General features: G+C 71.8%; 25 protein-coding genes and 1 pseudogene. 16 read left to right on the top strand and 10 right to left on the bottom strand.

The window, feature by feature from the left end; all coding sequences use genetic code 11:
* Positions 1 to 314 precede the first annotated feature (314 nt).
* The 3 genes from cmk to der all read left to right on the top strand — a co-directional run bounded on the left by cmk (position 315) and on the right by der (position 3,181).
* Positions 315 to 983: a (d)CMP kinase gene (gene cmk / locus ACFP2V_RS21055; protein ID WP_381214557.1), complete on the top strand. Its 669-nt coding sequence runs from the start codon at positions 315 to 317 to the stop codon at positions 981 to 983.
* A complete protein-coding gene (locus ACFP2V_RS21050) occupies positions 980 to 1,627 on the top strand; it encodes a lysophospholipid acyltransferase family protein (protein WP_381214554.1) in 648 nt (215 codons plus the stop codon). The genes cmk and ACFP2V_RS21050 overlap by 4 nt, the downstream gene beginning before the upstream one ends.
* A 75-nt stretch (positions 1,628 to 1,702) precedes the next feature.
* Complete coding sequence (gene der, locus ACFP2V_RS21045) at positions 1,703 to 3,181, top strand: ribosome biogenesis GTPase Der (RefSeq protein WP_381214551.1); 1,479 nt, start codon at positions 1,703 to 1,705, stop codon at positions 3,179 to 3,181.
* A gap of 89 nt (positions 3,182 to 3,270) precedes the next feature.
* Here der and ACFP2V_RS21040 read toward each other — a convergent pair whose 3' ends face one another.
* Both ACFP2V_RS21040 and ACFP2V_RS21035 read right to left on the bottom strand, forming a co-directional pair.
* On the bottom strand, positions 3,271 to 3,690 hold the full coding sequence (locus ACFP2V_RS21040) for a hypothetical protein (protein WP_381214548.1): 420 nt from the start codon (positions 3,688 to 3,690) through the stop codon (positions 3,271 to 3,273).
* A 141-nt stretch (positions 3,691 to 3,831) separates the two neighbouring features.
* Positions 3,832 to 4,680 carry a hypothetical protein gene (locus tag ACFP2V_RS21035; RefSeq protein ID WP_381214544.1) on the bottom strand — a complete coding sequence of 283 codons (849 nt, stop codon included), beginning with the start codon at positions 4,678 to 4,680 and terminating at the stop codon, positions 3,832 to 3,834.
* Between the two features lie 559 nt (positions 4,681 to 5,239).
* Here ACFP2V_RS21035 and ACFP2V_RS21030 point away from each other — a divergent pair.
* The 3 genes from ACFP2V_RS21030 to ACFP2V_RS21020 all read left to right on the top strand — a co-directional run bounded on the left by ACFP2V_RS21030 (position 5,240) and on the right by ACFP2V_RS21020 (position 7,744).
* Positions 5,240 to 5,953, top strand: coding sequence for a LysM peptidoglycan-binding domain-containing protein (locus ACFP2V_RS21030; protein WP_381214541.1), 714 nt, complete (start codon positions 5,240 to 5,242; stop codon positions 5,951 to 5,953).
* Between the two features lie 126 nt (positions 5,954 to 6,079).
* Complete coding sequence (locus ACFP2V_RS21025; protein WP_381214538.1) at positions 6,080 to 7,060, top strand: helix-turn-helix transcriptional regulator; 981 nt, start codon at positions 6,080 to 6,082, stop codon at positions 7,058 to 7,060.
* A 468-nt stretch (positions 7,061 to 7,528) separates the two neighbouring features.
* Positions 7,529 to 7,744, top strand: coding sequence for an I78 family peptidase inhibitor (locus tag ACFP2V_RS21020; RefSeq protein WP_381214535.1), 216 nt, complete (start codon positions 7,529 to 7,531; stop codon positions 7,742 to 7,744).
* Between the two features lie 84 nt (positions 7,745 to 7,828).
* Here ACFP2V_RS21020 and ACFP2V_RS21015 read toward each other — a convergent pair whose 3' ends face one another.
* On the bottom strand, positions 7,829 to 8,845 hold the full coding sequence (locus ACFP2V_RS21015; RefSeq protein ID WP_381214532.1) for a phosphatase PAP2 family protein: 1,017 nt from the start codon (positions 8,843 to 8,845) through the stop codon (positions 7,829 to 7,831).
* Between the two features lie 266 nt (positions 8,846 to 9,111).
* Complete coding sequence (locus ACFP2V_RS21010; protein WP_381214529.1) at positions 9,112 to 10,407, bottom strand: glycosyltransferase family 39 protein; 1,296 nt, start codon at positions 10,405 to 10,407, stop codon at positions 9,112 to 9,114.
* Positions 10,408 to 10,689: 282 nt separating this feature from the next.
* Between ACFP2V_RS21010 and ACFP2V_RS21005 the strand changes: the two genes are divergently transcribed.
* Positions 10,690 to 12,345: an MFS transporter gene (locus ACFP2V_RS21005; protein ID WP_381214526.1), complete on the top strand. Its 1,656-nt coding sequence runs from the start codon at positions 10,690 to 10,692 to the stop codon at positions 12,343 to 12,345.
* A gap of 188 nt (positions 12,346 to 12,533) precedes the next feature.
* The gene (locus tag ACFP2V_RS21000) at positions 12,534 to 13,724 is read left to right on the top strand and encodes an acyl-CoA dehydrogenase family protein (RefSeq protein ID WP_381214523.1); all 1,191 of its coding nucleotides are present in this window, start codon (positions 12,534 to 12,536) and stop codon (positions 13,722 to 13,724) included.
* A gap of 71 nt (positions 13,725 to 13,795) precedes the next feature.
* Here the strand turns inward: ACFP2V_RS21000 and ACFP2V_RS20995 are convergent, their stop codons facing one another.
* Entirely contained in the window at positions 13,796 to 14,233 is a 438-nt protein-coding gene (locus ACFP2V_RS20995; RefSeq protein WP_381214519.1) for a cell division protein SepF, read from the bottom strand.
* 290 nt (positions 14,234 to 14,523) lie between these two features.
* Here ACFP2V_RS20995 and ACFP2V_RS20990 point away from each other — a divergent pair, with 290 nt between their 5' ends.
* The 4 genes and pseudogenes from ACFP2V_RS20990 to ACFP2V_RS20975 all read left to right on the top strand — a co-directional run bounded on the left by ACFP2V_RS20990 (position 14,524) and on the right by ACFP2V_RS20975 (position 19,060).
* Positions 14,524 to 15,714 carry a DUF5685 family protein gene (locus ACFP2V_RS20990; protein ID WP_381214516.1) on the top strand — a complete coding sequence of 397 codons (1,191 nt, stop codon included), beginning with the start codon at positions 14,524 to 14,526 and terminating at the stop codon, positions 15,712 to 15,714.
* 455 nt (positions 15,715 to 16,169) lie between these two features.
* Positions 16,170 to 17,075 (top strand): S1 family peptidase, encoded by a 906-nt coding sequence (locus ACFP2V_RS20985; RefSeq protein WP_381214636.1) that lies wholly within the window; start codon positions 16,170 to 16,172, stop codon positions 17,073 to 17,075.
* 203 nt (positions 17,076 to 17,278) lie between these two features.
* A pseudogene (locus ACFP2V_RS20980) lies at positions 17,279 to 17,701 on the top strand (slipin family protein); the annotation flags it as partial.
* Positions 17,702 to 17,977: 276 nt separating this feature from the next.
* The gene (locus ACFP2V_RS20975; protein WP_461089361.1) at positions 17,978 to 19,060 is read left to right on the top strand and encodes a S1 family peptidase; all 1,083 of its coding nucleotides are present in this window, start codon (positions 17,978 to 17,980) and stop codon (positions 19,058 to 19,060) included.
* A gap of 168 nt (positions 19,061 to 19,228) precedes the next feature.
* On the opposite strand, the gene ACFP2V_RS20970 is transcribed toward ACFP2V_RS20975, so the two are convergent.
* Entirely contained in the window at positions 19,229 to 19,603 is a 375-nt protein-coding gene (locus ACFP2V_RS20970; protein WP_381214513.1) for a cupin domain-containing protein, read from the bottom strand.
* A 275-nt stretch (positions 19,604 to 19,878) separates the two neighbouring features.
* Between ACFP2V_RS20970 and ACFP2V_RS20965 the strand changes: the two genes are divergently transcribed.
* Positions 19,879 to 20,325, top strand: a complete 447-nt coding sequence (locus tag ACFP2V_RS20965) for a MarR family winged helix-turn-helix transcriptional regulator (RefSeq protein WP_381214510.1) — start codon at positions 19,879 to 19,881, stop codon at positions 20,323 to 20,325.
* Between the two features lie 174 nt (positions 20,326 to 20,499).
* On the top strand, positions 20,500 to 21,360 hold the full coding sequence (locus ACFP2V_RS20960) for an esterase/lipase family protein (RefSeq protein ID WP_381214506.1): 861 nt from the start codon (positions 20,500 to 20,502) through the stop codon (positions 21,358 to 21,360).
* Positions 21,361 to 21,467: 107 nt separating this feature from the next.
* Here ACFP2V_RS20960 and ACFP2V_RS20955 read toward each other — a convergent pair whose 3' ends face one another.
* Both ACFP2V_RS20955 and ACFP2V_RS20950 read right to left on the bottom strand, forming a co-directional pair.
* On the bottom strand, positions 21,468 to 22,550 hold the full coding sequence (locus ACFP2V_RS20955) for a lytic polysaccharide monooxygenase auxiliary activity family 9 protein (RefSeq protein ID WP_381214503.1): 1,083 nt from the start codon (positions 22,548 to 22,550) through the stop codon (positions 21,468 to 21,470).
* Positions 22,551 to 22,770: 220 nt separating this feature from the next.
* Positions 22,771 to 22,905 (bottom strand): hypothetical protein, encoded by a 135-nt coding sequence (locus ACFP2V_RS20950; RefSeq protein WP_381214500.1) that lies wholly within the window; start codon positions 22,903 to 22,905, stop codon positions 22,771 to 22,773.
* A 138-nt stretch (positions 22,906 to 23,043) separates the two neighbouring features.
* On the opposite strand from ACFP2V_RS20950, the gene ACFP2V_RS20945 reads away from it, so the two are divergent.
* Positions 23,044 to 23,661: a class I SAM-dependent methyltransferase gene (locus ACFP2V_RS20945; RefSeq protein ID WP_381214497.1), complete on the top strand. Its 618-nt coding sequence runs from the start codon at positions 23,044 to 23,046 to the stop codon at positions 23,659 to 23,661.
* Positions 23,662 to 23,670: 9 nt separating this feature from the next.
* Here ACFP2V_RS20945 and ACFP2V_RS20940 read toward each other — a convergent pair whose 3' ends face one another.
* Together ACFP2V_RS20940 and ACFP2V_RS20935 are read right to left on the bottom strand one after the other, a co-directional pair.
* Positions 23,671 to 24,171, bottom strand: coding sequence for a ribonuclease FAU-1 family protein (locus ACFP2V_RS20940; RefSeq protein ID WP_381214494.1), 501 nt, complete (start codon positions 24,169 to 24,171; stop codon positions 23,671 to 23,673).
* Positions 24,152 to 25,081: a GNAT family N-acetyltransferase gene (locus ACFP2V_RS20935; RefSeq protein ID WP_381214491.1), complete on the bottom strand. Its 930-nt coding sequence runs from the start codon at positions 25,079 to 25,081 to the stop codon at positions 24,152 to 24,154. The genes ACFP2V_RS20940 and ACFP2V_RS20935 overlap by 20 nt, the downstream gene beginning before the upstream one ends.
* Positions 25,082 to 25,151: 70 nt before the next feature.
* Here ACFP2V_RS20935 and ACFP2V_RS20930 point away from each other — a divergent pair, with 70 nt between their 5' ends.
* Positions 25,152 to 25,520, top strand: coding sequence for a GntR family transcriptional regulator (locus ACFP2V_RS20930; RefSeq protein WP_381214488.1), 369 nt, complete (start codon positions 25,152 to 25,154; stop codon positions 25,518 to 25,520).
* The last annotated feature ends 24 nt before the right edge of the window (positions 25,521 to 25,544 follow it).

The raw sequence follows: 25,544 nt of genomic DNA, 5'->3' as shown, positions 1-25,544 counted from the left end.
GCGGCGGACGGCGGACGGCGCGTGTGGTGCACGGCGCGTGTGGTGCACGGGGTGGGGCGGGCGGCGTGTGTGGTGCAGGGCGGCGGGCGGCGGACACCGTGCGGTAGTGGTGGTGGGCTGCGGGGGTGGACAGCCCGGCGGGCCGCCGAGGGCATGGGGCGAGGGCGGTGTCGCTACCGCTTCCGGGCCGGTCGCGTCCCCGGGCCCGGGTACGGCCGATCGGGGGACGCGCACCCAGTAACCTTGTGCAGGGCGGTTTCGCGCCCCGCTCCCCGCCAGCCAGGTCCAGGAAGGTCCCCACTGTGGAAAGCGCCATGCCAGTGATTGTCGCCATCGACGGCCCGTCCGGCACGGGCAAGTCGAGCACGTCGAAGGCCGTGGCGGCACAGCTCGGCCTGAGCTACCTGGACACCGGCGCCCAGTACCGGGCGATCACCTGGTGGATGGTCACCAACGGCATCGACACCGCCGACCCCTTCGCGATCGCGTCCGCGGCCGGCAAGCCCGAGATCGTCTCCGGCACCGACCCGGAGAAGCCCGCCATCACGGTCGACGGCATCGACGTGTCCGGTCCGATCCGCGAGCAGGACGTCACCTCCAAGGTCAGCGCGGTCAGCGCGGTCCCCGAGGTGCGCACCCGGATCACCGAGCTGCAGCGCGCGATCGCCGGCTCCGCCGTCACCGGCATCGTCGTCGAGGGCCGCGACATCGGGACCACCGTGCTGCCCGACGCCGACCTGAAGGTCTTCCTCACCGCCTCCCCGGAGGCACGGGCCGCCCGCCGCAGCGGTGAGCTCGAGGGCGCCGACCTGCACGCCACGCGCGAGGCCCTGGTCAAGCGGGACGCGGCCGACTCCAGCCGCAAGACCTCCCCGCTGGCCAAGGCGGACGACGCGGTCGAGGTGGACACCACCGACCTGACCCTGCAGCAGGTCATAGAGTGCGTCGTCACCCTCGTCGAGGAGAAGCGAGCCGGCCGGTGACCGGGCTTCCGTCGGCGCGGGGCGCCGAGGTCGGGCGGCGTATCGGCGTCGGCCTGATGTACGGCTTCTGGAAGCCGCGCGTGCTGGGTGCCTGGCGGGTGCCGGCCTCCGGTCCGGTGCTCCTCGCCGTGAACCACTCCCACAACATCGACGGTCCGATGGTCATGGGCGTGGCGCCCCGGCCCACGCACTTCCTGATCAAGCAGGAGGCGTTCGTCGGGCCGCTCGACCCGTTCCTGACCGGCATCGGCCAGGTGAAGGTGGACCGGAACACCACCGACCGCACGGCCATCTCCCGGGCACTGGGCGTCCTGCAGCAGGGTGGCGTCCTCGGTATCTTCCCCGAGGGCACCCGCGGCGAGGGCGACTTCGCCTCGCTGCGCGCGGGGCTCGCCTACTTCGCCCTGCGCGGCGGCGCGCCGATCGTGCCCGTCGCCGTCCTGGGAAGTTCCGGGCAGGGCGGACGGTTGATAAAGGCGCTGCCCCCGCTGCGCTCCCGCGTCGACGTCGTCTTCGGCGACCCGTTCGAGGCGGGTGACGGCAGCGGGCGGCGTACCCGCAAGGCGCTGGACGAGGCGACCGAGCGCATCCAGAAGCAGCTCACCGCGCACCTGGAAAACGCCAGGCGCCTCACCGGGCGCTAGCGGACACTGAGTAGTGGAACGCCCGGAATCGGGTGTTCCACCGACCACCACGATGAACAACGAGGTACGGACTTCATGAACGACCACATCCAGCCCGACGGCTCGGCCGAGCACGAGCACGAGCACGGAGCGCTCGGCGACGCCGAGTTCGCGGAGTTCATGGAGCTCGCCGCGGAGGAGGGCTTCGATCTCGAGGACGTCGAGGGCGCCATCGAGGAGGCCGGACACGGCCCGCTGCCCGTGCTCGCCGTCGTCGGCCGCCCCAATGTCGGCAAGTCGACCCTGGTGAACCGCATCATCGGCCGCCGCGAGGCGGTCGTCGAGGACAAGCCGGGCGTCACCCGCGACCGCGTCACCTACGAGGCCGAGTGGTCGGGCCGCCGCTTCAAGGTCGTCGACACCGGCGGCTGGGAGCAGGACGTCCTCGGCATCGACGCCTCCGTGGCGGCGCAGGCCGAGTACGCGATCGAGGCGGCCGACGCCGTGGTGTTCGTGGTGGACGCCAAGGTGGGCGCGACCGACACCGACGAGGCCGTCGTCCGGCTGCTGCGCAAGGCCGGCAAGCCGGTCGTCCTGTGCGCCAACAAGGTGGACGGCCAGAGCGGCGAGGCCGACGCCTCCTATCTGTGGTCCCTGGGCCTGGGCGAGCCGCACCCGGTCTCCGCCCTGCACGGCCGCGGCACCGGCGACATGCTGGACCAGGTCCTGGAGGCGCTGCCGGAGGCCCCCGCGCAGACCTTCGGCACGGCGGTCGGCGGCCCGCGCCGGATCGCCCTGATCGGCCGCCCGAACGTCGGCAAGTCCTCGCTGCTGAACAAGGTCGCCGGTGAGGAGCGCGTCGTCGTCAACGAGATCGCCGGCACCACCCGCGACCCGGTCGACGAGCTGATCGAGCTGGGCGGCAGGACCTGGAAGTTCGTGGACACCGCGGGCATCCGCAAGCGCGTCCACCTCCAGCAGGGCGCCGACTACTACGCCTCGCTGCGCACCGCCGCCGCCGTCGAGAAGGCCGAGGTCGCCGTCGTCCTCCTCGACGCCGCCGACTCCATCTCGGTGCAGGACCAGCGCATCGTCACCATGGCCGTCGAGGCGGGGCGCGCGCTCGTCCTCGCGTTCAACAAGTGGGACACTCTCGACGAGGAGCGCCGCTACTACCTGGAGCGGGAGATCGAGACCGAGCTCGGCCAGGTGGCCTGGGCGCCGCGGGTGAACGTGTCGGCCCGCACCGGACGCCACATGGAGAAGCTGGTCCCGGCGATCGAGACGGCCCTGGCGGGCTGGGAGACCCGCGTCCCGACGGGCAGGCTGAACGCCTTCCTCGGCGAGCTGGTCGCCGCCCACCCTCACCCCGTACGGGGCGGCAAGCAGCCGCGCATCCTGTTCGGCACGCAGGCGGGCACCAAGCCGCCGCGGTTCGTGCTGTTCGCCTCCGGCTTCATCGAGGCGGGCTACCGGCGGTTCATCGAGCGCCGGCTGCGCGAGGAGTTCAGCTTCGACGGCACGCCCATCCACATCTCGGTGCGGGTGCGCGAGAAGCGCGGCAAGAAGAAGTGACGTAACGGCGGCACGCAGGGTGAAGGGGGCGGTCCCGGCCGGGACCGCCCCCTTCACCCTGTCTCGTCGATAGGCCCGGTGGCCCTTGGTCAGGCCTCCCGGCGCGGGGCCGGGGGCAGTGCCGCCGGCACGTGGTGCCTCCCGATGGCGTGTCGGCCGACCGCCGAGACGCGCTGCCACTGCGGCTGTTGCCCCGCGCTCTGACGGGCGCTGCTCGCCCCCGCGCTGTAGGCGCCGTACGACCCGCCGCCGAGGGAGCCGCCGAACGCCCCCGAGCCGTGGCCGGCGGACGAGCCCGTACTGTGCGGGGCGCCTCCGAAGGCGGTGAAGCCCAGCTTCTCCTCGCCGCTGCGGTCACCCGGCAGCGAGCGGAAGGACTTCACGTACTCGGCGTAGAGCGCGTCGTAGATCGGCGTGGCCGAAGGGCCGCCCGCTGAGTTCTGAGCCGACCGCGCGGGGGAGGGGACCAACGGGAAGGGCTGGCGGCGGGGAGCGTCGTATGCGTGCACGTATCTCCAAACGACCCCGCCCGGTAAGGGATGCGGCCGCAGTGCGGGTTTTCGCCGGTCACCGGCCTGTCGGCCGGCAGCAGGGGCTCAGCCGGGTGTCAGCCGTCGGTCATCGGCCATCGGCTGTCCGTCGACCACCGGTCAGAGACCGGCGAGCGGCAGTGCTGCCGTGACCAGCCTTCCGTTCGCCGCGGCCCTGTCCAGCGCGTCGCGGAGCAGATCCTCGCGCGGCTGGCGGCCGATCGAGCCGACCGGAGCCGCGAACAGCAGTACCTGTTGGTGCTTGTTGGCGGCCGCCCGCCAGCCCTCGGTGACCTGGAGCGGCTGGTGCGCCTGCCACCAGGCCACCGGCTGCCCGCCGTTCGGGTTCGGCTGGAGCACCGCGTGCAACTGTCCCACGGCCAGCAGAATCGACCAGCCGTGCAGCACGGAGGGCGCGGTGGACAGCTCGGTCACGGGCATGAAGCCCTGCTCGATGAGCAGCGGCAGGAAGTCGTCGCCGGACCCGAGGGAACCGGGCCGCGCCACCGGTGCGGTCGGCTCGACGACCAGGGCCGGGTGCAACTCCCCGGCGATCAGGACCAGTCCGCTGGTCACGCCGAGCACGGCCTGCTCGGGCATGACGTGCGGCGCTGCGGCCTGGTGGTGAGCGGTCTGCGCCGGGGCCGTCTGTACGGCCTGCGCGTTCTGCGCGGGCGCCGCCGGGGCCGCGGCGGCGCCGCCGATGGACCGCACGGCGCCCTGGAGCTGCTCCTCGGTGACCTGGACGACCTGCGAGGGCAGGCATGTGGAGTGGGCGAAGGCGAGGACGGCGGTCTCGTCCCCGATGAACAGGACCGTGCTGGTCCGCTCCTGCTCCGGATCGCCCGGTGTGCGGCAGGAGGTGCAGTCGTAACCGCCCGGGGCGGAATCTCCGGCGAGCAGGCGGTCGGCTTCTTCGTCGCCGATCTCGGCGCGTACCTCGTTGCTGACGTCGAGCATGCGCGGCACGGGGGGCTCCCTCGGGATGCGGTGCGTGGCGAGGCCGGGTGGGCCCCGGCCCGTGGTCCGGGGTGGGCCCCCGGCTCCTACGGATGACAACGGGCGATCTGTGGCGGGAGTCACGCCCGGAAGCGAACGGAATCGAACCATCCTGCGCCCACGGTCACTTCCAGCGCGGAATCGGACACTCATCGTCAACTGCCTGCGGTGTCAATGCCGTTGATCGAGTGAAGTGGCTCACAGGACATGCGTCCCGCTGGTTGATAAATCGTGAAATCAGTGAATGAAGTGGGTGTCCTGAAAACGACGCTACCGGGGGTAATGCCGAACTGGCCTGCGAAGACGGGGAGTTGCTTGCTGCCGGCCCGGTCGGCTGCCTAGATTCCTTCGCCGTGTGCAGCGAGCACCGCTCGGGAACGTCCGCCGACCGCACCAGCCGGATCCATCGCACCAGCCGGATCCGTCGCACGACCCGACGGCGGACGGGGCGAGCGCGACATGCCGCGTCCCATGACGCGGCGGTGGCGCTCCGCTCCGGGGGACCCCGGGTCCTCGGAGAGGGAACTACATGTCCGATTGTGCCGACAACACCCGCGACGACGCCCGCAGGACCCAGAAGACCCAGAAGCCCCGTACGGCGGCGGCCCTGGCCGGCGCGGCACTGCTCGCGCCCCTCGGACTGCTGGCCTCGGCCGGCAGCGCCGCGGCGGCGGACAGCGGAGTGTGGGACCGCATCGCACAGTGCGAGAGCGGCGGCAACTGGCACATCAACACAGGTAACGGCTACTACGGCGGGCTCCAGTTCTCTGCCTCCACCTGGCGCGCGTACGGCGGTACGGCCTACGCGCCGACCGCCGACCGGGCCACCAGGGCCCAGCAGATCACCATCGCCGCCAAGGTCCAGCGCGGCCAGGGGTGGGGCGCCTGGCCCACCTGCTCGGCACGTGCCGGGGCGTCCGGGAGCGCACCCGGCGCCGGCTCGGTGACCGTCCAGGAAGCCCCGGCGAAGCCCGCGAAGCCGACGGAGTCCTCCCGGCGGTCGACATCGTCGAACCAGTGGAACCAGTGGAACCAGTCGGTCCCGTCGAAGGCGCCGGCCCCGTCGTCGGGCAGCGCGGACCGGAGTTCGTCCGGCGGTGACTACACCGTCCGCGAGGGCGACACGCTGAGCGCCATCGCCGCCCGGCGCGGCACCACCTGGCAACAGGTGCACGCCGCCAACAAGGCCGTCATCGGCGGCGACCCCGACGTGATCCTGCCCGGTCAGCGTCTCGTGTTCTGATCCGCCCCGGACGCACCGCGTTGTGAGGCGAGGCCCCGCCCGGGCGGCCGCCGGTTTCCGGCGTCCGGACGGGGTCCACCTCCTTTGCGGACAGTGACTGTCCGCAAAGGCTGGCAGACTCGGCCCATGGTGGAGACCTCGGCACGACTGCTGCGTCTGTTGTCCCTGCTCCAGGCCCACCGCGAGTGGTCCGGCGCCGATCTGGCCGGGCGGCTCGGGGTCAGCTCCCGGACCCTGCGCCGCGACGTGGACCGGCTGCGCGCGCTCGGCTACCCCGTCAACGCCAGCCCCGGAACCGGCGGCGGCTACCAGTTGGGCGCGGGCGCCGAACTGCCGCCGCTGCTGCTGGACGACGACGAGGCCGTCGCCGTCGTGGTCGGGCTGCGTACGGCGGCCGGGCAGGGCATCGAAGGCATCGGGGAGAGCTCGGTGCGGGCCCTGGCCAAGCTGGAACAGGTGCTGCCGGACCGGCTGCGCCGCCGGGTGGGCGCCCTGAACGCCGTCACCGTGCCGATGCTGCGCGGACCGGGGGCCGAGGCCGTCGACCCGGCCGTGCTCACCGAACTCGCCCAGCTCTGCCGCGACACCGAACGTCTGCGTCTCGAGTACCGCGGCCACGGCGGCGCGACGAGTCGCCGCACCGTGGAACCGCACCGTCTGGTGTGCTCGGAACGCCGCTGGTACCTGGTGGCCTGGGACCTCGCCCGCGAGGACTGGCGCACCTTCCGGGTGGACCGCGTCACTCCGAAGCCCCCGCACGGCCCGCGCTTCGTCCCGCGTGATCCCCCGGCCGAGGACCTGGCCGCCTATGTGTCCCGGGGCGTCTCCACGCGCGCGTACGCCTCGCAGGCCGCGATACGGCTGCTGGTGTCCGTCGAGGAGGCCGCGGAGCGGATCTCGCCCTCTGTCGGCACGCTCCGGGCGGAAGGACCGGACACCTGCGTCCTGACCACCGGGGCGGCGAGCTTCAACGCTCTGGTGGTCCACGTGATGCTGCTGGGCTTCGAGTTCGAGGTGCTGGAGCCGGCCGGGCTGACCGATGCGATCACCGCGGCCCGCGACCGGCTCTCCCGCGCCCTGACCAGGGCGGGGGAGCCGGCGCGGTGAACTGACGCCGGACCGCGCGCCGCCCGGACCGCGCGCCGCCCGGACCGCGCGCCGCCCGGGCCGGTCGGCGCCGGACCCGGCAGAGCCGCGCAGGACCGGCCGGAGCCGGTCCGGGCCCACCCGTACCGGCCGGTGGGGGCGGGTGGATCGTGTGAAGGAACCGCGCGTTTTCCGTGGGGCGCGCTCTCCGGGGGCGCGCATCCGTCGTCACGGCGACGGAATGGCCCGAAGGGGCCCGGGATGTTTCTTCCGGAAGCCTCTGCCGGGTTTATCCGCGGCCCCGACGCGAGGCCCGGGAATTACGTTCGGCCACCGCTCGAAGAGACTTCGAATCACCCATTCGTGTGGTGGGGGTGAGCATAAACGTCTGTCGTGATCCTGTGACAGAAGTGTGACCGCCAGGGGATCTCGGACAGGTGTTCCCGGTCCGGCCTTCCCCGTCCGCCGGGCAGGGCATAGCGTGGCCGTATGGCACCCATTCCGACACCTTCCGCGGACCCCGACGACAGCCCGGACGCCTATGTGGGCCTGCCCGTGGACCGGGCCGAGCACCTCGCGCGCGAGCGCGGCTGGGCGACGGTCCGGGCGCTGCCGCCGGGGGCGATCATCACCATGGAGTACCGCGTGGGACGGCTGAACTTCGAGGTGAAGGGCGGCACGGTGGCGCGGTCCTGGAAGGGGTGAGACACGGCGACGGCCCCGGTTCCACGAGGGAACCGGGGCCGAGGTGTGTGTACCGGGCTGTCGCCGCGGGGTCCGGCGGGGCCGTCAGGGGCGGGTTGCCGGGGTGTTGCCGCGCGGATGACGTTCGCCGTGCGGCGGGCGGCGGCTGCCGGTCGGAGTGACCGGTGTGCGCTCCGCGCGCGTCGAGTGCGGTCCTGGCGCCAGATAGGCGGGTGACCGGCCGGCTGGGCGGGACGCGGAGACCGGTTCGGGGGCCGCGCCGGCCTCACGGCCGGCGAGTGGCTTGAGCATGACCGGCGTCGCGACGGGGGCCGCGGGGGCCGCCCGGTCCCGCTGGGCGTACCGGCGGTCCCGCCAGTGGTCGCGCCAGCCGAAGATCCGGTCCTCGGCACGGGCGATCAGCGGCTCGAACCAGGGCAGGGCCAGCAGGATCAGCAGGCCCGCCACCCAGCCGAGCAGGACGTCGCTCAGCCAGTGGGTGCCGAGATAGACGGTGGACAGCCCGACACCGAGCGAGGTCACCGCGGACACGGCGGACAGCCAGCGCCGCGCTCTCGGAGTGGAGGCCAGATAGGCCAGGATTCCCCAGGTCACCACGGCGTTCGCGGTGTGACCGCTGGGAAATATACTGCCGCCGAGCCACATCTCGCTGGAGCCGATCTCGGTCGCGTAATGCGGTCCGAGGCGTCCCATGCCGTACTTCGCGGCACCGACGGTGATGTTGAGCAGCAGCAGGGAGACCGCGAGCGCGAGCAGTGGACGCAGGGTGTGCTGCCGCCAGGAGCGCCAGCCCAGCCAGGCCGCCACCATCACCGCGGTCGGACCGCGCTGGCCGAGCACCACGTAGTAGTCGACGACGGCGTGCAGCTCCGCCCACTGCTCGTAAGGACGGAAGAACATCACCTGCCAGTCCAGCCGGACCAGCCAGGACGAGATGACGACGGCCCACACGATCGCCACGTAGAAGGCCAGGGTGGAGCCGAAAAGCACCGTCCGGTGCCGGCTCATTCGAGGCACGTCGAGGTGGGCCGGTCGTTCCGGCTCACGATCCAGCCTCGCGAACACCCGGTCCAGACGGGTGGTCTTCCGTTCGGTACGCACCCAATCGACGTTACAGGGAGTGAACGCCCGGCCCCGTCGAATCGGCAGATCTGTGATGACGATGTGATGTGGGATTGCTCTCAAGGCGGCCTTTGTTTTCCGTGAATCGGCATTCTTCGGCCGTGGCCGCCTTCAATTCTTTTGATCATTCGAGGGGGCATTTTTATCGCGCTTTTGGAATGTGTTCACCGAAGGCCGGCGCAGATTTTCCCCGGCGCTCACCGCCCGTTGGCGCGGGAGGGGGCGGACAGGGCCCGCGGGGCCGGTCAGGGCGGGCCGGAGCCGTTCAGCCAGAAGGCGCCGTACACCGCCGAGGCCACCGCGACGGACCCCACCACCAGCGCCGACCTGGGCGTACGCAGCCGTGCCAGGGGCAGGGCGAGGGGCAGCAGCAAGGGGAAGGCAGGCATCAGCAGACGCGGTTTCGAGCCGAAGTAGCTCGACGCGCAGAGGGCGAGGACGGTGACGACACCGGCGTACACCAGCAGCGGGAGCGGCTGGCGCTGCCGTACGCAGAGCACGTACAGCCACACCAGCAGGCCGGCCCCGAGGATCAGCCCGAGCCCCGCCAGGGCCGACGGGAACGACGTGAACTTCTCTGCCGTGAACCGGGCGAAGGCGAAACCGCCGTCGAACCCGTTCCGCCAGCCCGCCTGTACGTCGAGATACCCGAACGGGCCCTTCCCGGTCCGGTGCCCGACCCACAGAACGTAACCGGCGGCACCGAGCGGAGCGACGAACAGGCCGAGCGCCCGGCGGACGCCCACACCGGGGGCGCACGGCAGGAGGGGCGCGCCCTCGACGGAAGGCGCGCGCGGGGTGTTCCCGCCCGGGGCGGCGCGTTCCCCGGAGCGCGCGCCGTCCACCACCACCGCGCCACGGCTCCCCCCGAACGAGCGGTGCTCCTCGCCACGGTCGCGGCGCTCGTGCAGGAAGGAGACGATGCCCGCCGCCCAGACCGCCGCGACCACCGCCAGTCCCACCGGGCGGGTCAGACCGGCGAGCGCCGCCAGGACCCCGGCCGTCACCCAGCGCCCGGTCAGCACCGCGTACAGCGACCAGGCGGCGAGCGCCGTGAACAGGGACTCGCTGTACGCCATCGACTGGACGACCCCGACCGGCAGGACCGCCCAGAGCAGCACCGCGCACACCCCGGCCCGCGGCCCGTACACATGGTCCGCCACCGCGAAGACGCCCCAGGCCGCGACGAGCGAGGCGAGCACGGCGACCACGAAGCCCCCGTCCGCGTACGACAGCGGCGACACCGCCGCCACCAGCCGCTCCAGCCAGGGGAGCAGGGGGAAAAAGGCCAGGTTCGAGTGCACATCTCCGTTAGGGAGGCGCATCTCGTAGCCGTAACCCAGCTCCGCGACCCTCGTGTACCAGAGGGCGTCCCAGCGGGCCGTGAGCAGGGTGTACGCGCTCTTGCCGCGTGCCTCGCTCCACAGGGCCAGGACGAGGAGGCCCAGGGCGCGCACGGTCGCGTATCCGAGGAGCGCCGGCGCGGCCCTGCGCAGCGCTCCGGGGCGGGCCGGTGCGGCACGCGTCTCAAGATCGGTCACGGACCCGATTATCGACCGGGTGCGTGGCCGGGGCCCGTCCCGTGGGTGTGCGCACCCGGAGCGGGCCGAGGAAGCCGTGCGGAAGTGGTGTACGCCACACCTGTCGGCCGTAGATGTGAGAGGCCTGCCACTCGATAACGGCACGGCCTCGCGTACGCTGCCTGTCACTCGCCGTTCGTTGCGCGGGCCGGAGTTCGTACCGCTCCTCTCCGGCCGAGTCACGGGGGAGTCCCCCACCCCGTGAGCCCGCCGAGGGCGAGGGAACATCTGGGAGGTCTGTACATGTCCGGGACGACCACGGCCGCCGCGCTGCGCCGTCGGGCGGCCGGGGCCGGGGCCAACCGCTGGGCGGTGCTCGTCGTCCTCTGCGTCAGCCTGCTGCTCGTCGCCGTCGACGCCACCGTGCTGCATGTGGCGGTCCCCGCCGTCACGGAGAACCTCAGGCCCGGCGCGGTGGAGCTGCTCTGGATCGTCGACGCCTACCCGCTGGTCTGCGCCTCATTGCTGATTCTCTTCGGCACCCTGGGCGACCGGGTCGGCCGCAGACGCGTACTCCTGCTCGGCTACGCCCTGTTCGGCCTCGCCTCCGGACTGGCTGCCCTCGCGGACAGCGCGCCGGTGCTGATCGCGGCGCGGGCACTGCTCGGCGTCGGCGGCGCGATGATCATGCCCGCGACGCTGTCGCTCCTGCGACAGGTCTTCCCCGACCGGCACGAGCGGGCGCTCGCCATCGGTATCTGGAGCGCGGTGGCCGCGGTGGGCGCGGCGGTCGGACCGCTGCTCGGCGGCTTCCTGCTCGAGCACTTCTGGTGGGGCTCGGTCTTCCTCATCAACATTCCGCTGATGCTGGTCAGCCTCCCGGTGGGACGGATCCTGCTGCCCGAGTCGAAGGGCGACGGCACCGGTCCCTGGGACGTGACGGGCGCGCTGATGGCCGCCGCCGGACTGTTCACGGTGGTCCTCGGCGTGAAGCGGCTCGGCGGGGAAGCCGGCGGGGGCCTGTGGACCGTCCTGTCGCTGACCGTGGGCGCCGGTCTGCTGGCCGCCTTCGTCCGCCGGCAGCGGCGACGCACGCACCCGCTGGTCGACCTGCGCATGTTCGCCCGGCCGGCGTTCAGCACGTCGGTGGGCTGCATCGTGCTGGCGATGCTCGCCCTGGTCGGGCTGGAACTGATCGCCGCGCAGTACCTCCAGCTCGTCCTCGGACTCTCCCCGCTGGAGACCGGACTGCGCCTGCTGCCGCTGACGTTCGCCGCGATGGCGGCGGGGCTGGCGGGCGCGCGGCTGCTGCGCCGGTTCGGACCGCGCAGCATGGTCTTCTCCGGCTTCTGCCTGACAGCCGCCGCGGTGCTGCTGCTGACCCCGATGGGCGGGCAGGACAACCCCGTCCTGCTGCTGAGCGGGTTCGTCCTGCTCGGCTTCGGCCTGGAGACCACCCTGTTCGGGGCGTACGAGTCGATGCTGAGCGAGGCGCCTCCGCAGCAGGCGGGAGGGGCCGCGGCCATAGGCGAGACCTCGTACCAGCTGGGCGCCGGAATCGGGATAGCGCTCCTCGGCAGCGTGATGAACGCGGCCTACGCGCCCGGCCTCAAAGAGGTCCCCGGAGTACCCGCTTCGGAGTCCTCGGCGGCGCGGCACTCGCTGGGCGAGGCCTACGAGGTCGCCGCCCAGCTCGGCGGGCCCGCCGGAGCTGCCCTGAGGGACGCGGCCCGCCACGCCTTCGTGCACGGGCTGCATGTGACCCTGCTGGCCAGCGCGGTCCTGCTGATGCTCGGGGCCGTGATGGCGCTGCGGTTGCCGCGGACGATGCAGTGCGAGCCGGCGCCCGCCGGGGAAGCGCCCGCCGAGGCGCCCTCGGACGGGCCGGCCCGGGCCCCGGCCGAGGTGGCCGATGTCCCTGCGCCGAGGGAGGCCGCGGAGTCCCGCGTCTCGGTGTGAGGCGTGTCGCGGGCCGACCGGGTGGACGTGCGCGACCCCGCGTCGTAACGTCGGCTCGAACCTGACTAGCAGTGCTAGCTGAGCAGTATGAGCCGTCTCCAACCGGCTGTACTCGTACCGGCCGTATCCGTACCGCCCGTACACGTCGGCCGAATCCGTCCCGGACCGATCGCCCCGGAGGGTGTCCCATGTCCGCGTCCGCGAAGTTGCCCCCCTTCGACCCGGCCGACCCGCTCGGCCTCGACGACCTGCTGGAGCCGGAGGACCTGGCCGTCCGGGACACCGTGCGTGCCTGGGCGGGGGACCGGGTGCTGCCGTACGTCGCCGACTGGTACGAGAAGGGCGAACTGCCCGGCATCCGGGAGCTGGCCCGGGAGCTCGGCGGGATCGGCGCGCTCGGCATGCCACTCAGCGGCTACGGCTGCGCGGGCGCCTCGGCCGTGCAGTACGGGCTCGCCTGCCTGGAACTGGAGGCCGCCGACTCCGGCATCCGGTCCCTGGTCTCCGTACAGGGCTCGCTCGCCATGTACGCGATCCACCGGTTCGGCGGCGAGGAGCAGAAGCAGCGGTGGCTGCCGGGGATGGCCGCCGGCGAGGTCATCGGCTGCTTCGGGCTCACCGAACCCGACCACGGCTCCGACCCCGCCGCCATGGGGACCCACGCCAAGCGCGACGGCGGGGACTGGGTGCTGAACGGCCGCAAGATGTGGATCACCAACGGATCCGTCGCCGGCGTCGCCGTGGTGTGGGCGCAGACCGACGACGGGATCCGCGGCTTCGTGGTGCCCACCGACAGCGCCGGGTTCTCGGCGCCCGAGATCAAGCACAAGTGGTCGCTGCGCGCCTCTGTCACCAGCGAGTTGGTCCTCGACGACGTACGGCTGCCCGCCGACGCCGTACTGCCCGAGGTGACCGGACTGCGCGGACCGCTCAGCTGCCTGACGCACGCCCGGTACGGGATCGTCTGGGGCGCGATGGGCGCGGCGCGCGCCTGCTTCGAGGCCGCCGTCGACTACGCGAAGTCGCGGGAGCAGTTCGGGCGGCCCATCGGCGGGTTCCAGCTGACGCAGGCCAAACTCGCCGACATGGCGGTCGAACTGCACAAGGGGATTCTGCTCGCTCATCATCTCGGGCGGCGCATGGACGCCGGCCGCCTGCGGTCCGAGCAGGTCAGCTTCGGCAAGTTGAACAACGTCCGCGAGGCCATCGACATCTGCCGTACGGCCCGCACGATCCTCGGTGCCAACGGGATCTCGCTCGAGTACCCCGTCATGCGGCATGCGACGAACCTCGAATCGGTGCTGACCTACGAGGGCACCGTGGAGATGCACCAGCTCGTGCTGGGCAAGGCGCTGACCGGGATCGACGCGTTCCGGTAGGCCGGGAGTGGGAGTGGGAGTGGGAGTGGGAGTGGGAGTGGGGAGGGGCAGGGCCGGTGAGCGGCCCTGCCTCAGCTCTGGTTGAAGAAGCCGTCCGACCGGTGCGCCGCCGGCTCCCCGCTGACGACCTCGGTGTCGGCCGGGCTCAGCAGGAACACACGGTTGGACACACGCTCGATGGAACCGCGCAGGCCGAAGATCAGCCCGGCGGCGAAGTCGACGACGCGCTTGGCGTCACCGGCCTCCATGGCGGTGAGGTTCATGATGACGGGGATCCCGTCCCGGAACAGTTCGCCGATGGCGCGGGCGTCCCGGAAGCTGTCCGGGGTCACCGTGCCGATGCGGCGGCCCTTCTCCACGGCGACGTCCGTGGCCACCTTGACCCGCGGATCGGTGACCCAGGCGTCCCCGGGCGCGGTCCCGTCGGAGTAGTCGTCGTCGTAGTAGCGCTCGTCTTCGTTGTCGTCGACGAGGCCAAGCCAGGCACTTGCCTTGCGTACCGATCCCATGGACGCCTCCTCTCACAGCGGTCCTTCTTGCTTTCCGCATTCCTATGGTCGTCCATGATGCGGATGGCGCGCCAAGTGATGGGACGCCGTGCGGGGGGTTTGTGACGGTACTGGTGCAGGGCGCTTCCGTCGAGAGCCCAAGCCCCCCAAGGGTCCTGATGTAACCGAATGCTGACTGTGAGTGAAATATGATTCTTCTCGGCGTATGGGTGAGCGGCGGCGCGTACGGGTGAACGCGGCAGTGCGTACGATGCCGCCGCTCCCCTTCGGATCACCCACGGGGGAACGGCGTGTTCGGAATGGTCAGGCCCTGCCGGCACCGGCTCGGTGAACGGCTCACGGCTCAGTGGATGGCGCATCTGTACGGGCTGTGCCTGGCGTTGCGTGGGGACCACGGGCAGCTCGCACGCGTCGTCACCAACTACGACGGTCTGCTCATCTCCGTCCTGACGGAGGCTCAGGCCGAAGACGCCGGTGCCGTGCGGCGCACCGCGGGGCCGTGTCCGCTGCGCGGCATACGGACCGCCTCCGTCGCGCACGGTGAGGGTGCGCGGCTCGCGGCGGCCGTATCGCTGGTCCTGGCCTCCGTCAAGGTGCGCGACCATGTCGCCGACCGGGACGGGCTGCCGGCCCGCCGCCCGGTGGCACTCGCCGCTCGCCGCGTCGCCGCGAGCTGGGACCGGGCAGGGGCGCGGACCGGTACGGACGCCGGGTGCGACACGGCCGTCCTGGTGGACGCCGTCGACCGGCAGACCGGCATCGAGACCCTCACCGGCCCCGGCACCCCGATCCTCACCGTCACCGAACCGGTCGAGACCGCCACCGCGGCAGCCTTCGCGCACACGGCGGTGCTCGCCGGGCGGGTGCGCAACGCCGGGCCGCTCGCCGAGGCGGGGCGGCTCTTCGGTCGGCTCGCCCATCTCCCGGACGCCGTGGAGGACCGGGAGGCCGACGCCGCGTCGGGCGCGTGGAACCCCCTCACCGCCACCGGCACTTTGCTCACCGAGTCCCGCCGGCTCGCCGACGGCGCCGTGCATGGCATCCGTCTCGCGCCGCGCGAGGCGGCCTGGGGGTCCGGAGTTTCCCCGGGAGGACACAGCACCGACGGCAGTCTCGCTCACCGGCTGCTCGTTCATGAACTGCCCAACTCCGTAGATCGTGCCTTCAACACCTTTTCTTGTGCCCACGGCTCTCACCCCTACGCACCGCCCGGCGGACCCGGTACCCCGGGCATGCCGGGCGGTCCCGGCGGTCCGGTACCGCCCGGGCCGCCGCGCCGGCGTGGGCTGATCGCCGGATGCGCGGTGTGGGCGGGGCTGTTCTGTACGTGCCAGTTGTGCTGCGGCAGCCATGAGGACCCCTGGGCCGGGGAGCGCGAGCAGGCATGCTCCACCTGTGACTGCAGCGGGTGTTGCGACTGCTGCGAGTGCTGCAGTCGCTGTGGTGAGGGCGGCGGCTGCGACTGCGGGTGCGACTGCTGAGCCCGGGCGCGGGGAGGCGTCAGGGGGCGGGCCTGAGTCGAGGGGCGGCCCGAAGGGTGTACGGCGGTCGGTCGGCCGGATGCCCGGTGGGATGCCCGGCGGGGCGTCCGGTGGGATGCCCGACGGTTGTTGAATCCTTTGACGACTGGTTCGGAGGAACGTCCGCAAGAGTATTCGGAGGGTTCACTTCCGGACATCTCCAGGATGGCGGCGGCCGGCCGTGGCGCAGGAGTACCGGCTGGTGGCGCAGGGGTGTCGGGGGTCGCGCCGCAGGGGCGGTTCACAGGGTGACGACCGAAAGGCGCTCTTGCGTCGACCGACTCGTCGACCGAATACTCACCCCCAGCGCTTGTCAGGAGCACGGCATGTTCGGAATCCGGGCACCGGCCCCCTGACTGCGCCTCACGGGCCCGAACCCCACGGGGCCCCCTACTTCCTTCATGGAGGAACGAGAAGTGAGGATCAAGCGCACCACCCCCCGCAGCGGCATCTCGAGACGCACCCGGCTGATCGCCGTCTCCACAGGTCTCGTAGCCGCCGCCGCGATCGCGATCCCCAGCGCGAACGCATCCGAAGCCCCCACCACCTTCAGTTCCGCCGAGCTCAAGAGCGTCAGCGGTTCGGTGCTGGAGGCCGACATCCCGGGCACCGCCTGGGTCGTCGACAGCAAGACCAACCGGGTTGTCGTCACCGTCGACAGCACGGTGTCCGAGGCTGAGATCGCGCAGATCAAGCGGGAGGCCGGCGCCGACGCCGACGCGCTGCAGATCAAGCGCACGCCCGGCACGTTCACCAAGCTCATCCAGGGCGGCGACGCCATCTACGCGAGTAGCTGGCGCTGTTCCCTCGGCTTCAACGTCCGCAGCAGCAGCGGCGTCGAGTACTTCCTGACGGCCGGTCACTGCACCAACGGCGCGGGCACCTGGTACTCCAACTCCGGTCGTACCACGGCCATCGGCTCGACCGCCGGGTCCAGCTTCCCGGGCAACGACTACGGCATCGTGCGCTACACCGGTTCCGTCAGCCGCCCCGGCACCGCGAACGGCGTGGACATCACCCGCGCGGCCACCCCGAGCGTGGGTACCACCGTCATCCGTGACGGATCCACCTCGGGTACGCACAGCGGCCGGGTCACCGCGCTCAACGCGACGGTGAACTACGGCGGCGGCGACGTCGTCTCCGGTCTCATCCAGACCACGGTCTGCGCCGAGCCCGGCGACTCCGGCGGTTCGCTCTACGGCAGCGACGGCACCGCGTACGGTCTGACCTCCGGCGGCAGCGGCAACTGCTCCTCCGGCGGCACGACCTTCTTCCAGCCGGTGACGGAGGCCCTGAGCGCCTACGGAGTCAGCGTCTACTAGGCCGGGCGCCCGCCGACCGGGACCGGCCGGTACCACCGGTCCCGCAGCGCAGGGCCTCACCGCGGCCGACACGCGACGACGAGCCCCCGCACGCAACCAACGTGCGGGGGCTCGCCCTTGTGCGGGCACGGAGCTACCTTCGAGGGACACACACCAGGACGCGCCGGGCGGCGCCGGTCGCGGAATCACCTGATGCGCCACTCATGAAGCGGTCCATGGCCCGCCAGGCGGAGGCCGACCGCGAGCGCCGCGCCAGGATCATCAACGCCGACGCCGAATTCCAGGCGTCGAAGAAGCTCGCCGAGGCGGCGCAGCAGATGGCGGACACGCCCTCGGCGCTGCAACTGCGGTTGTTCCAGACCGTCGTGGCGGTGTCCGCCGAGAAGGACTCCACGCTGGTCCTGCCCTTCCCCGTCGGACTGCTGCGCTTCCTGGAGCGGGCCGCCCAGCCACCGGCGCCGGCGGAGCCCCGGCAACAGGCGCCGTCGCGGCGACAGCCACGGGGGCCTCGAGAGGTCCTGGACGTGGCGCAGGAATCGGCGCAGGAATCGGTGCAGGAGCACCTTCCGCCCGCTGCACCCCGCTCGAATCCGGACCAGGCAGGGGCGATTTCAAGTCAGGGGTAGATCTCCCGAATCGGCGCGCCGGTTACCCGCTCGTAGCGTTTGCAGTGCGAACTGCCCTGGGTGTCCATGAACTGTCAGGACATAGAGGACGTACGCTCGTTGCCGTATGCACGTCCTGAAGTCGACCTTGTGTGCTCCCTGTGGACCTCGGAATAGTGGGCGGCGTTCAACGGCCCGGGGTTCGGCTTTTTCCGTGTGCCGCCCACCTGGCCGTACGCCTTCCGGTTCGTGAGGTCCCCACAACCTCCCGGGCCGCCCCCCACAGGAGGACGCGAGTTGAAGCACCGACGCATACCCAGGCGGCGTGTGGCCATGGCGGGTGCGGGCATGGCCGCACTGGTCGCCGCGGGTGTCACCTTCCAGACTGCGAACGCCAGTGAGTCCCCGGAGGCCTCCGCACCCCGGACCCTCTCCATCACGGCGGCCGGAAACCTCGCGTCGACGCTCGTCGAGGACCTCGGCGCCGACGCGGCGGGAACGTACTACGACGCGAAGAGCAAGAGCCTCGTGGTGAACGTGCTCGACGAGGCCGCCGCCGGAACCGTCGAGGAGGCCGGCGCCAAGGCGAGAGTGGTGGCGAACTCCCTCGCCGAACTGAAGAGCGCGCGCGCCACCCTCAAGCAGGAAGCGACGATCCCGGGCACCTCCTGGGTGACCGACCCGACCACCAACAAGGTCGTCGTCACCGCGGACCGCACCGTCTCCGACGCCGAGTGGGCCAAGCTGACGAAGGTCGTCGACGGGCTCGGGGCCAAGGCCGAACTCCAGCGCATCAAGAGCGAGTTCACCCCGTACGTCGCGGGCGGCGACGCCATCACCGGGGGCGGCGGGCGTTGCTCGCTCGGCTTCAACGTGACCAAGGGCGGCGAGCCGTACTTCCTCACCGCCGGGCACTGCACCGAGTCCATCACCACCTGGTCGGACTCCTCCGGCACCGTGATCGGTGAGAACGAGGCGTCCAGCTTCCCGGGCGACGACTACGGCCTGGTCAAGTACACCGCCGACGTGGACCGTCCGAGCGAGGTGAACCTCTACGACGGTTCCGCGCAGGCGATCTCCGGCGCCGCCGAGGCCGCCGTCGGCATGGAGGTCACCCGCAGCGGTTCCACCACCCAGGTGCACTCCGGCGCGGTCACGGGCCTGGACGCCACCGTGAACTACGGCAACGGCGACATCGTCAACGGCCTGATCCAGACCGACGTCTGCGCCGAGCCCGGCGACAGCGGCGGCTCGCTCTTCTCGGGCAGTAGCGCGGTCGGTCTCACCTCCGGCGGCAGCGGCGACTGCACCTTGGGCGGTACGACCTTCTTCCAGCCGGTGACGGAGGCCCTTTCGGCGACCGGCACCCGGATCGGCTGATCCACCCCTCACAGGAACCGCAGGACCGCAGGACCCGCAGGACCGCAGGACCCGCAGGACCCGCAGTGCCCATTGGACGTCCCGTCCCTCCGTGCGAGGGGCGGGACGTCCGCATGTGCATGCCCGCCGGGCCGTGAGGCCGGCCGTGCGGCGTGACGCCCCCGCGGGTCAGTTGGCCCACGGCGGGGTGATCCGGGTGCCGTCGGCCAGCTCGGCCTCCAGGCCGACGGAGGTGGTGACCCAGGACGTCGCGGCTCGGTCGGTGGGGTTCTCGACGGCGAGGGTCGCCCCCGGGTTGATGATCACCGTGTCGCCCGCGGTGACGCGCTCGGTGCGGCCGTCGAGGGTGATCAGCAGCTCGCCGGAGAGCAGGTGGAGGATCTCTTCCCGGTTGACGGTGTGCGCGGGGGCCTTCGTGCCCGCCGGGATCTCACCCCGCCAGGCGCACAGCTCCTTGCTGCCGGTGCGGGGAGTGGCGTACGAGACGAAACGGGCGCCGTGGATTTGGTGGGTCACGGCTTCGGACGAGCGGACGACGGGCATGACGGTCCTACCTTCTTTCTGGGTTTGATCGGTCATTCGTGGGAGCGATAGGCCCAGGGGCTCTGGGTATGGCTGACATGGTGTCGCCGCTGGATGGCTCAGGAGACTTGGCCGCCCGGAGCCCCGCGACGACTCGACCACTCATGGGAAGACGTGACGCGATCGCTGTGTCTCCTGTCGATGGCCGGGGATTATTGGTCAAGTAACTTGACTGTATTGTCGGCCTCCATGGTCAAGTTTCTTGACCAATGTGTCAAGGGTGTTTCAATGCCCCCGTGCAGAACTCCGACGCCATGGCCCTGTCCGCCGCCCTGCTCGCCGCCGCCGGCGGGCTCACGCAGCGCATCCACGAGGGTGTCGTCGCCCGCGGCTTCGAGGGGCTGCGGCCCGCGCACGGTTTCGCCTTCGCCCGGCTGGCCCCGGACGGCGCGACGGTCACCGACCTCGCCGCGCATCTCGGGATGACCAAGCAGGCCGCCAGCCAGCTCGTCGACGAGCTGGTCCGCAAGGGGTACGTCGAACGTCGGCCGCACCCCGCCGACGCGCGGGCCCGACTGGTCGTGCTGACCGAGTCGGGGTGGGCCTGTACGCGGGCCGCGGAGGAGGCGGCGGCGGAGGCCGTACGCGCATGGGTCGACGTGCTCGGCGAGGGCGAGGTCCGCGCGCTGTGTGACCGCCTGCTGCGCGTCGCGCCCAACGGGCCTGTGCGACCCGTTTGGTGACCCTTTATCACCTGTGGTGCCGCTGACGTCGGTGGTCACTGGAAGTTTTTACCGACCCGTAACTTCACAATTGTACTACTCGCCCGTAACTTGACGAGTGACCAGCATGCTAGTGATCCGGATCACAGGGCGTCCTTTCGTTGCAACTCCCTTGAGCCGTAAGGAGATCACTCGATGCTGCCCTGGAGACGAGTGCTCGGACCGCTGACTGCGCTGCTGTTGACCGCCGCGGTCGCCCTGCTCCCCGCCACCACCGCCCACGCCGCGGGGGCGCCCAGCTCGGGCTGGAACGACTACTCCTGCAAGCCGTCCGCCGCCCATCCCCGCCCCGTCGTCCTGGTCCACGGCACCCTCGGGAACTCCGTCGACAACTGGCTCGGCCTCGCGCCCTATCTGACCCACCGCGACTACTGCGTCTTCTCCCTCGACTACGGCCAACTCGACGGCGTCCCCTTCTTCCACGGCCTCGGCCCCATCGAGAAGTCCGCGCAACAGCTCGACGCCTTCGTCGGCAAGGTGCTCGCCGCGACCGGCGCGGCGAAGGCCGACATCGTCGGGCACTCGCAGGGCGGGATGATGCCCCGCTACTACCTCAAGTTCCTCGGCGGCGCCGATGAGGTGAACGCCCTGGTCGGGGTCGCGCCCAGCAACCACGGCACCACCCTCGCCGGCCTCACCAACCTGCTGCCGTACTTCCCCGGCGCCGGGGGCCTGCTGAACGAGGCGACCCCCGCCCTCGCCCAGCAGGTCGCCGGCTCGGACTTCCTCACCAGGCTCAACGCGGGCGGCGACACCGTGCCCGGCGTCCGCTACACCGTCATCGCCACCCGGTACGACGAGGTGGTCACCCCGTACCGCAGCCAGTACCTGAGCGGGCCCAACGTGCGCAACGTCCTGCTCCAGGACCTGTGCCCGGTCGACCTGTCCGAGCACCTGGCGATCGCGCTGATCGACCGGATCGCCTTCCACGAGGTCGCCAACGCCCTCGACCCCGCCCGTGCCCGCCCCACCACCTGCGCCTCGGTGTTCAGTTGACACGTGTAGCCGAAGCGAGCCGCTGACACGTGCAAGTCCCCGTGCGCAAGCCGGGGCCTGTCCGGCCTGAGCCGCCCGACAGGCCCCGGTCCGCGGTCGACGCGGGGTCAGCGGCCGTGCCGCCCGCTCGCCGCTCGCCGCCGGGTGGAGGCGAACAGCGCCGCCGAACCGAGTGCCAGGGCGGCGGCCCCGCCGACCATCAGGTACGGGGTGTTCCCGTCGCCGCCGGTCTCCGCGAGGTTCCCCGAAGCGCCGGCCGTCTTGGGCTGGTTGGCGACGGCGTCGGGGATGCCGTCGGTGCCGTCCGCGTCGGCGTCGTCGACCGTCGTGTCACCGGCGGTGCCGTCGCCGGCCGGGGCCGGCTGCGCGGTGGTGTGCGGGTCGTCGTCCCCGTGTCCGTGGTTCTCGATGGTCGACTTGTCGGTACCGTCGTCGATCTGCTCCTCGGAGGGCGCGGAGGCGACCGGTGCCGGGGCGGCCTCGTCCTTGGGTGCGTCCCCAGCGCCGGACTCGCTTCCGCTGTCGCCTGCGCCCCCGCTCGCGCCTCCTCCTTCCCCTGCTCCGAAGGCGACGTCGGAGCAGGAGTAGAACGCCTCCGGGCTGTCCGAGCGCTGCCACACCGCGTACAGCAGTTGCTTGCCCGAGCGCTCGGGAAGGGTTCCGGTGAACGTGTAGAAGCCGCCGGTGGCGGCCGGGTCGGTGGCCGTCGCCACCGGTTTCGCCAGATCCAGATCACCCCAGCCCAGCGGCTGGGCCGGGTCGTAGCCGGGCTTGGTGATGTACACCTTGAAGGAGCCCTTGTGCGGGGCCGTCACCCGGTACTTGAAGGTGTACGAGCCGCTGCTCACCGCCGTCGCGGGCCAGTCGGTGCGGGCCAGGTCGAGCCCTTTGAAGGCCTCGTTGTTCGCGCTGCACAGCTTGCCGTCGGGGATCAGCTCCTCGTGGCGTCCGCCCGCGTCGCCGATGCGTACGCCGTTCCAGTCGTAGAGCGCCTGGGTGCCGCCGGCCGCGACCGCCGCCCGGCACGCCGCCGACTTCGGGCTCTCCGGCCCCTCGGCGAAGCACTGCGCGACCCTGCTGACCGGGTCACCCATCGAGCCGTGCGCGGCCGCCGGCGAGGCGGACAGCCCGGCCAGGGCGAGCGGGACGACACCGACAGCGGCGACAGCGGCCTTGCGGCGTGCGGGCATGGAACAGCAACTCCTCGGACGATCAGTGGACTTGGGGGAATCCCGTGGGGGGGGTGGCTCAGAAACTAGCCCCAAGAAACCGGGAAATCGCCTGCTGAAGGCCGCTCGCGGAGATCCTTATGGCCCCGTTAAGGGAGTGCTCAGGCTGGGATCAGGTAGGAGCCCGTGAGCGGCCGGCCGAGGAGTTGCGTGGTGGGCGGGAGGAGGCGGACGGTCGTGGTCAGGGAGTGGGCCACCAGGTCCGGGCGATGTCCTCGCGGATTTCCGGACGCGGGGCGGGGCGTTCCCCGCGTCCGTCGCGGACCCGGTGGGTGGTCGTCCTCTTCAGGGGCTTCTGCACGGTGACACGGCGCATGGCTGCCTCCTTCGGGGTCCCCGGGTGCCGCGTTCTCGCGGGAGTGGACCTTTCGGGGGAGAGTTCCTCATGGGCCCCGGTCTGTCTGTGGCCGCGGTCACTCATCGAGTGTCAGTGGCGTGTGTCACTCTTTGCCGCATGATTGATGACAGTGACGTGACGGGCACGGTGGGGGTCGACTGGGACACGCGGGCGGCCGACTTCGACGAGGAACCCGACCACGGCCTGCGCGACCCGCGGGTGCGCGAGGCCTGGGCGGGGCGGCTGCGTTCCTGGCTCCCCGAGCGGGCGAGCGATGTCCTCGACCTCGGCTGCGGCACCGGCAGCCTGTCGCTGCTCGCCGCCGAGCAGGGGCACCGGGTCACCGGAGTCGACCGGTCACCGGCCATGGTGCGGCTCGCCCGGGAGAAACTCGCCGGACGCGACGCGGTGTTCCTCGTCGGTGACGCCGCGGCACCGCCGACCGGGGAGCGGCGCTACGACGTCGTACTGGTCCGGCACGTGCTGTGGACGCTGCCCGATCCCGGCCGGGCGCTGCGGCACTGGCGGGGGCTGCTGCGCCCCGGCGGGCGGCTCGTCCTGGTCGAGGGGGTGTGGGGGACGGTGAGCCCGGTCGGTATCCCCGCGGACCTGCTCACCGCCCTCCTGGCCCCGCTCGGCGGACGGACGAGCGTGGAGCGGCTGTCGGACGACGCGGCGCTGTGGGGCCGGGACGTGGACGACGAGCGCTACACCGTGGTCGCGGTGCCGGACTGACCCGGACCCTCACGCGAGCAGCGCGCCGAGCCCGCCCTCGCGGGCCAGGGCGTCCAGCTCGTCTAGGGCGGCCACCGCGGCGGCCGCGGCCCCGGGATCCGTCGCGGCGAGGCCGCTCGCCGCGAACTCGTCCTCGTCCAGCCGCCGTACGTCCGTGCCGTCCGCCGAGACCCACAGGTCCAGGTCGAGATCCTCGACCACCAACCGGTCGGCCGAGAGCTCGGCAGGGCGGGTGACGTCGCAGTAGTGGCCCTTGAGGGCGCCTGTGGCGGTGCGCACCTCCTTCACCGCGTACCACCGGTCGCGCCAGTAGTGCTCCGTGAAGACGTCACCGGGCTCGAAGCGCACGAACCCGAAGTCCCGTACGCCGTCACCCGACCAGGGGGCGCGCACGGTGACGCGGGTGCCGTCGTCAGCGAGCAGTTCGGCCGGGTAACTGATCTTCGTACGCCCCGCTTTGACGAGGACGACGTCCAGGAATGCCGGACGTTCAGCCGAGTTCACGGACATACCGCACCTCCGTGGCGCAGACCTCGTAGCCGAACCACTCGTTGATCGCGATCATCGGTCCGTTGCCGGTGTCGTTCCCCGTGAACGCCTCCGTGTACCCGGCGGCGCGGGCGCGGTGCAGGGAGTCGTTCTTGGCGAGCTTGGCCAGGCCCCGGCCGCGGTGGGCCCGGGCGGTACCGGTCATGACCGTGCCGTACCGGGTGCCGCTGTCCGTGCGGGCCGCGGAGAAGGCGGCGGGTCGGCCGGCCACCATCGCCACCGAGGTCAGCTCGGGGCTGAACAGGGGGTGCCGCCAGGTCTCCTCCAGCCAGGCCTCGTAGTCGGTGAACTCCGTGTCCACATCGCTCGGTTCGTCCGCCGTCGTTTCCGCGTCCAGCTCGAACAGCGGGCGCGGATCATCGGCGAAGTCCGAGCCCGTGCGCAGCTCCACGCCGGGCGGCGGGTCCTGGAGCGGGGGGAGGGCGCCGTTCGCCAGGTCCAGGCGGAGGAAGTGGGCGGCACGGCTCGCCCGGTAGGCGTGCCGCTCGGCGAAGGCACGGTTGCCCGGCTCGTCCAGCACCCAGGCGAGCAGCCTGGTCGCCCCGTGCGCGACCAGGTGCTCCTCGGCGGCGCGCACGAGCAGCGTCCCGGCGCCCCGGCGCGTGTGTTCGGGATGCACGTACACGTTGACGTTGCCCTGGCCCGGCTCGGAGCTCTCGTGGGTCAGGTGCACCTGCGCCGTGCCGATCACCTCACCGTCGGCCACGGCGACGAGGGGACGGTAGTGGGACTCGGGGTGCATACGGGTGAGGTCATGGGCCAGGGAGTCCGGTGTGAGGAGGATGAACGGCAGCACGTCGTGCCGGACGCGGGCGAAGCCCTCGAGGTCGGCACGGACACCGGAGCGAAGATCGTGGACGGTCACAGTCACGGAGGTGCACCCTACGGAGGAGGCGCTGCGGCTGCCTCTCATTTTCCGCCGGGTGCGGGACAATCGGGCCGTGACTTTGAAGATCCATATCGACGACAGCGCGCCGCCGTACGAGCAGGTGCGGGCCCAGATCTCCGAGCAGGCCAGGTCGGGGGTGCTGCCGGTGGGCTACCGGCTGCCGACGGTACGGGGCCTGGCCCAGACGCTCGGTCTCGCCGCGAACACGGTGGCCAAGGCCTACCGCGCGCTGGAGGCGGACGGCGTGATCGAGACCCGCGGCCGCAACGGCACGTTCGTCGCCGCCGCGGGCTCGGCCGCGGAGCGCGAGGCCGCGGCGGCGGCCCAGGTGTACGCGGAGCGGGCACGGAGGCTCGGACTGGACGAGGACGCGGCCCTGGCCGCCGCACGGGACGCGCTGCGGGCGGCGTACGAGGCGTAGCCGCGGGGCAGGAGCGCAGGAGCG

The sequence above is a fragment of the Streptomyces incanus genome, from assembly GCF_042656345.1.
In the GTDB taxonomy this organism is placed as follows: Bacteria; Actinomycetota; Actinomycetes; order Streptomycetales; family Streptomycetaceae; genus Streptomyces; species Streptomyces incanus.
The sequence above is the reverse complement of the archived record's forward strand: the minus strand, read 5'-3'. Positions and strand labels throughout refer to the sequence as shown.

Excerpts from the sequence above, each read along its gene's own strand:
- ACFP2V_RS20960 (WP_381214506.1), top strand. The coding sequence starts at position 20,500 with ATGCTGCCCTGGAGACGAGTGCTCGGACCGCTGACTGCGCTGCTGTTG.
- ACFP2V_RS21000 (WP_381214523.1), top strand. The coding sequence starts at position 12,534 with ATGTCCGCGTCCGCGAAGTTGCCCCCCTTCGACCCGGCCGACCCGCTC.
- ACFP2V_RS20955 (WP_381214503.1), bottom strand. The coding sequence starts at position 22,550 with ATGCCCGCACGCCGCAAGGCCGCTGTCGCCGCTGTCGGTGTCGTCCCG.
- cmk (WP_381214557.1), top strand. The coding sequence starts at position 315 with ATGCCAGTGATTGTCGCCATCGACGGCCCGTCCGGCACGGGCAAGTCG.
- ACFP2V_RS20950 (WP_381214500.1), bottom strand. The coding sequence starts at position 22,905 with ATGCGCCGTGTCACCGTGCAGAAGCCCCTGAAGAGGACGACCACCCAC.
- ACFP2V_RS21030 (WP_381214541.1), top strand. The coding sequence starts at position 5,240 with ATGTCCGATTGTGCCGACAACACCCGCGACGACGCCCGCAGGACCCAG.
- ACFP2V_RS20945 (WP_381214497.1), top strand. The coding sequence starts at position 23,044 with ATGATTGATGACAGTGACGTGACGGGCACGGTGGGGGTCGACTGGGAC.
- der (WP_381214551.1), top strand. The coding sequence starts at position 1,703 with ATGAACGACCACATCCAGCCCGACGGCTCGGCCGAGCACGAGCACGAG.
- ACFP2V_RS20995 (WP_381214519.1), bottom strand. The coding sequence starts at position 14,233 with ATGGGATCGGTACGCAAGGCAAGTGCCTGGCTTGGCCTCGTCGACGAC.
- ACFP2V_RS21005 (WP_381214526.1), top strand. The coding sequence starts at position 10,690 with ATGTCCGGGACGACCACGGCCGCCGCGCTGCGCCGTCGGGCGGCCGGG.
- ACFP2V_RS20970 (WP_381214513.1), bottom strand. The coding sequence starts at position 19,603 with ATGCCCGTCGTCCGCTCGTCCGAAGCCGTGACCCACCAAATCCACGGC.
- ACFP2V_RS21020 (WP_381214535.1), top strand. The coding sequence starts at position 7,529 with ATGGCACCCATTCCGACACCTTCCGCGGACCCCGACGACAGCCCGGAC.
- ACFP2V_RS21025 (WP_381214538.1), top strand. The coding sequence starts at position 6,080 with ATGGTGGAGACCTCGGCACGACTGCTGCGTCTGTTGTCCCTGCTCCAG.
- ACFP2V_RS20940 (WP_381214494.1), bottom strand. The coding sequence starts at position 24,171 with ATGTCCGTGAACTCGGCTGAACGTCCGGCATTCCTGGACGTCGTCCTC.